Source organism: Micromonospora phytophila (assembly GCF_023656545.1).
GTDB lineage: Bacteria > Actinomycetota > Actinomycetes > Mycobacteriales > Micromonosporaceae > Micromonospora > Micromonospora phytophila.
Genome location: NZ_JAMOKF010000430.1, coordinates 1 through 3,866 on the forward strand (window position 1 = coordinate 1; position 3,866 = coordinate 3,866).

6 protein-coding genes are annotated in these 3,866 nt (G+C 70.9%); 3 read left to right on the plus strand and 3 right to left on the minus strand.

Translation table 11 applies throughout. From position 1 onward, the window contains the following. The 3 genes from NCC78_RS28945 to NCC78_RS28955 all read right to left on the minus strand — a co-directional run. Window positions 1–845 (minus strand): PAS domain-containing protein (locus tag NCC78_RS28945; protein ID WP_250798492.1); only part of this gene is annotated, 845 nt, incomplete at its 3' end. A gap of 53 nt (window positions 846–898) precedes the next feature. Then, window positions 899–1,465, minus strand: a complete 567-nt coding sequence (locus NCC78_RS28950) for a hypothetical protein (protein WP_250798493.1) — start codon at window positions 1,463–1,465, stop codon at window positions 899–901. Window positions 1,466–1,568: 103 nt separating this feature from the next. After that, window positions 1,569–2,264: an ElyC/SanA/YdcF family protein gene (locus NCC78_RS28955; RefSeq protein ID WP_250798497.1), complete on the minus strand. Its 696-nt coding sequence runs from the start codon at window positions 2,262–2,264 to the stop codon at window positions 1,569–1,571. A gap of 316 nt (window positions 2,265–2,580) precedes the next feature. Between NCC78_RS28955 and NCC78_RS28960 the strand changes: the two genes are divergently transcribed. From NCC78_RS28960 to NCC78_RS28970, 3 genes are all read left to right on the plus strand, one after another. Beyond that, on the plus strand, window positions 2,581–2,742 hold the full coding sequence (locus NCC78_RS28960) for a hypothetical protein (RefSeq protein ID WP_250798494.1): 162 nt from the start codon (window positions 2,581–2,583) through the stop codon (window positions 2,740–2,742). A gap of 139 nt (window positions 2,743–2,881) precedes the next feature. Beyond that, window positions 2,882–3,292: a VOC family protein gene (locus NCC78_RS28965; protein WP_250798496.1), complete on the plus strand. Its 411-nt coding sequence runs from the start codon at window positions 2,882–2,884 to the stop codon at window positions 3,290–3,292. A 41-nt stretch (window positions 3,293–3,333) separates the two neighbouring features. Further along, the gene (locus tag NCC78_RS28970) at window positions 3,334–3,762 is read left to right on the plus strand and encodes an NUDIX domain-containing protein (protein ID WP_284706364.1); all 429 of its coding nucleotides are present in this window, start codon (window positions 3,334–3,336) and stop codon (window positions 3,760–3,762) included. Window positions 3,763–3,866: the final 104 nt, after the last annotated feature.

Consider the following 3,866-nt stretch of genomic DNA (forward strand, 5'->3'; position numbering starts at 1 on the left):
GCCAGTCCCCGGGCCCGCACCGGCCGCCCGGTGCGCATCACCTCGACGACCTCCGGCAGCCATTCCGGCGCCGGCCCCGCGACCGGTCCGTCGCCGGCGTCGACCCCGAACGAGGCGGCCAGGACCAGCTCGTCGCCGCCGGGGTCCGCCGAGGGGGTCGCGTCCTCGTCCGGGACGGTCCGCCCGTGCCGCAGGTAGATCATCAGCAGGGGCAGGTCGGCGGGGCTGCCGGCGAGCACCCGGCCCGCCGCCCGGACGGCGTCGTCGGCGGTGTCCGCCTCCGCGATGGAGACCGATCCCAGCTCGCGCAGCGTCTCCAGCCGTCGGTCGCCCAGCACCCGGGCCGTGACGTCGGTGGTGGCCACGAAGATGCCGGCGACCCGGCCCCGCCCGTCACAGGCCGGGCTGTAGGAGAACGTCCAGTACGTCTCCTCCAGGTAGCCGTGCCGGTCGAGCATGAGCAGCTGGTTCTCGGAGTAGGTGGCGCCGTGGCCGGCGAGCACCTGCTCGGTGAGCGGGCCCAGCTCCGCCCAGACCTCCGCCCAGCACTCCGCGCCCCGCTGACCGACCGCCGCCGGGTACTTGTCGCCGAGGACCGGGGTGTACGCGTGGTTGAAGATCTGCACCAGCTCCGGACCCCACCAGAGCAGCATCGGGATCTTCGACGGCAACACGGTGCGCACCGCGGCGCACAGCTCGGCCGGCCACGACTCCACCGGCCCCAGCGGGGTGGCCGCCCAGTCGCACGCCCGGTGGGCGGCGCTGGTCGCGTCGTCGCCGGGGAAGAGGTCGTCCACGGACGGCGGCGGCTCCATCGGCCCGCTGCCGCTCTCTCCTCGATCCACGTCCGGCCCCCCTGTCCCCGCGAGTGTTCCCGGTCCCGGGCAGCCCGCCGGCGCTATTGTCCCCAGCCGCAGCCGGGTTGAATCGGGGTCACCGGGTGGACTCCGACACGCGGGGCGCCCGACGGGTCCGCCCGCACCGTCCGATGCCGCCCACTCGTCCGGTTCATCCGGTGGCGCTGACCCGGACCGCCTTGACGATCGCCGGGATCGAGCCGACCAGCAGCACCAGCCCGAGCACCAGCGCGGCGTCGCCGACCGGGAAGAACCCCCACAGCGAGGTACGCCAGCGTGCCGAAGCGCGGGGCCAGGAAGAGCGACACCATGACGGTGAGCTCGACGAAGGCGACCAGCAGCGCGACGAACGCCACGATGATCAGCACGATCGAGAAGACCAGCGTCGCCACGCGCTGCACCCGGTCCGGCAGCACCAGGCTCAGGCAGAACAGCCCTGTGGTCCAGAGCGCGACCGCGTCGACCAGCGCCAGGTGACCCGTGCCCCGCCCGGCCGGCTCGCTGACCCTCCTCACCTCGCCGACCTCGACGTCGACCGCGTCGGCGCTGTCCTGCAGCGCCGCGCCGGCCGTCTCCGCCGCCGCGAGCAGGCCTGCGCCGAGTTCCACGGCCGAGCCCGAAGAGCGGCCCGGTCGATCATCTGAAGGTTTGCGGTTTGCGGAGGGCGTTCCGGCCGCGGTTGAAGCGCTTTCGGAATCGTGGCCGTGCGTCTCAGGCCGAGGCTCGCAGGAGGAGGGACCTGTGTCGGCTCCACAGCCACTGCAGATATTGCTGAAGGTCCTCGCAGGTGGCGACCCATCCCTCGTCCATGTAGGTGAGGATGCGTTTCACTTCCCCTGGCACGAGGTCGTAGGCGGTGGCTCCGGTTTCCGGGACAGGTGTGTCCGGGGGGACGGCCACGGGGGCCGGGATGATGGGGAGGCGAACACCGCTGCTGTCACATGCCTTGAGGACCGTGAGGTAGGCGCGGGGCAGGTGGTAGGGGGAGACGGTGAGCGCGAGGCTTCTGATGCCGCGGCCTTTGACCTGGTCGACGATCCATGCGGCTTGCCGGCCGGTGTTGGGGGCCGGTTCGGCCTGAACGTGGACCCCGTCGATGCGACGGAGGCCGAGGCTGCGCAGGTAGTCGAGCGTGATCTCGACGTAGGTCTCTTCGGCCGGGTTCCCGTTCGCCATCAGGAGGTGGCGGAGGCCCGGGTTCGCCTCCCAGGTGCGGATCGCGTGGGTGAAACGCCACTCCTCGCCCTGACCGCTGGCGATGACGAGTGCGTCGACGTGATCGGCGGCCGACTGGGGCAGGGTCAGGATCACCGTGAGGGCCTTCATCACGTCCACGAGCTGGCCGGCCGTGAAGCCGACGAGGTCCTCTTCCCTCACGACCCGAGGGGTCGCGCTGTGGGCATTCACCACGTACACCGCCTTATCCTCCAGCCGACAGGCAACCGGCGTGCTCGCCTGGCTCACCGTGTCCATCGTGACGGGTCGGCGGCATGACCCAGCGGCGGGGACGCTCCCGCAGGAGATCACCAAATCGATTGACTTTCGATAGCTATCGCGTGATACTCGATCCGGTGATCTGATGCCGATCGTCGTGCGCATCGACGCAGAGTGGTCGACGAATGAACCACCCCCGCCCACCACGTGCCGCGCACTGAATACGTCGACCACGTCGACCCGCGCACCGGCAGGACCGCCGACGGCTCGGCCTCTGACAGGAGAATCCATGAAGTACGTCCTCGCCGTCCTCGCCATCGCGATCGGGGTTGCAGGCATCGTGCTGGGGGAGGCCGATGACTCGCCGGGGCTCCAGCTCTTGGGCGTCGTGCTCGTCGTCGGCGCGGTGGTGTTCGGCGTGCGGGCCGCCCGTCGCAGCAGGCAGCAGTAGAGCCACCGGCGCTCGGCCGCGCCGCCGACCCGCGGTACGCCGCGGCCCTACCAGATCGACGGGTCGGGTGGCGACGGCGGGCCCGGCTAGGGGCCTGTCTCAAAGTCCGGCTCATTTGATCTTGTGGCAAGATCGCGGGATGCTACGACTAACCGACTTCATCATCGATTGCCCGGACACGATGAAGCTGGCAGCCTTCTACTCTGGGGTGATGGGGCTCCCGGTCAAGGAGGGCAGTAACGAGGACTGGGCCGGTATCCAGTTCGGCGAGATCGAACTGGCCTTCATCCAGGTCGAGGACTACCGCGCCCCGCAGTGGCCCGACAGCGAGCACCCCAAGCAGTTCCACCTCGACTTCGAAGTCGACGACATCGAGGCCGAACAGCGCCGCGTCCTGGCCCTCGGCGCGACCCTGCAGCGGGACTGCATCGGCCCCAATGGCTACGGCTTCCGCGTCTACGCCGACCCCATTGGCCACCCCTTCTGCCTCTGCCGCAACAAGGGTGTCATTTGGACCGATCAGGGCCTCATCTGGCCCAAGCGCGGCTAGTAGGCCATGTTTCGAAGCAGGACAGGCCCTAGGCTGCGGGAGTGATCGAGATCGCCTGCGTGCTGCTGGTCGACCGGGACGGCCGGCTGCTGGTGCAACTGCGCGACGGGCGCGCGCCGCGCCATCCGCGCCACTGGGGGCTGCCGGGCGGGCACCACGAGCCGGGGGAGAGCATCGCGGAGACGGCGGTGTGGGAGCTGTGGGAGGAGACCGGCCTGCGCGCGGCGCACGGCCTTGCCCACTTCGCCACCCAGGAGCTGCCCGGGCCGGGGCTGGTCAAGCACTACTTCTGCGGCGCGACCCGGGCCCGGCAGCGGGATGTCGTGCTCGGTGAGGGCGAGGCCATCGTCTTCGTCCCCACCGACCAGCTCTTCGACGGACGCCCGTGGACCCCCGGCACCGCCGAGGTGCTGGCCCGCTTCCTGGCCTCGCCCGAGCACGCCGGCTTGACCGCCCTGGCCGCCGCCTGACCGACAACGGCCAGGTGCCGGGTGGGCCGGAGTCCCTCCTCAGGCCGCGTCGGGCGGGACTCGGTTCAGCCGGCGTCCTTCGTCAGGCCGCGTCGCGCCGGACT

Excerpts from the sequence above, each read along its gene's own strand:
- NCC78_RS28960 (WP_250798494.1), top strand. The coding sequence starts at position 2,581 with ATGAAGTACGTCCTCGCCGTCCTCGCCATCGCGATCGGGGTTGCAGGC.
- NCC78_RS28965 (WP_250798496.1), top strand. The coding sequence starts at position 2,882 with ATGCTACGACTAACCGACTTCATCATCGATTGCCCGGACACGATGAAG.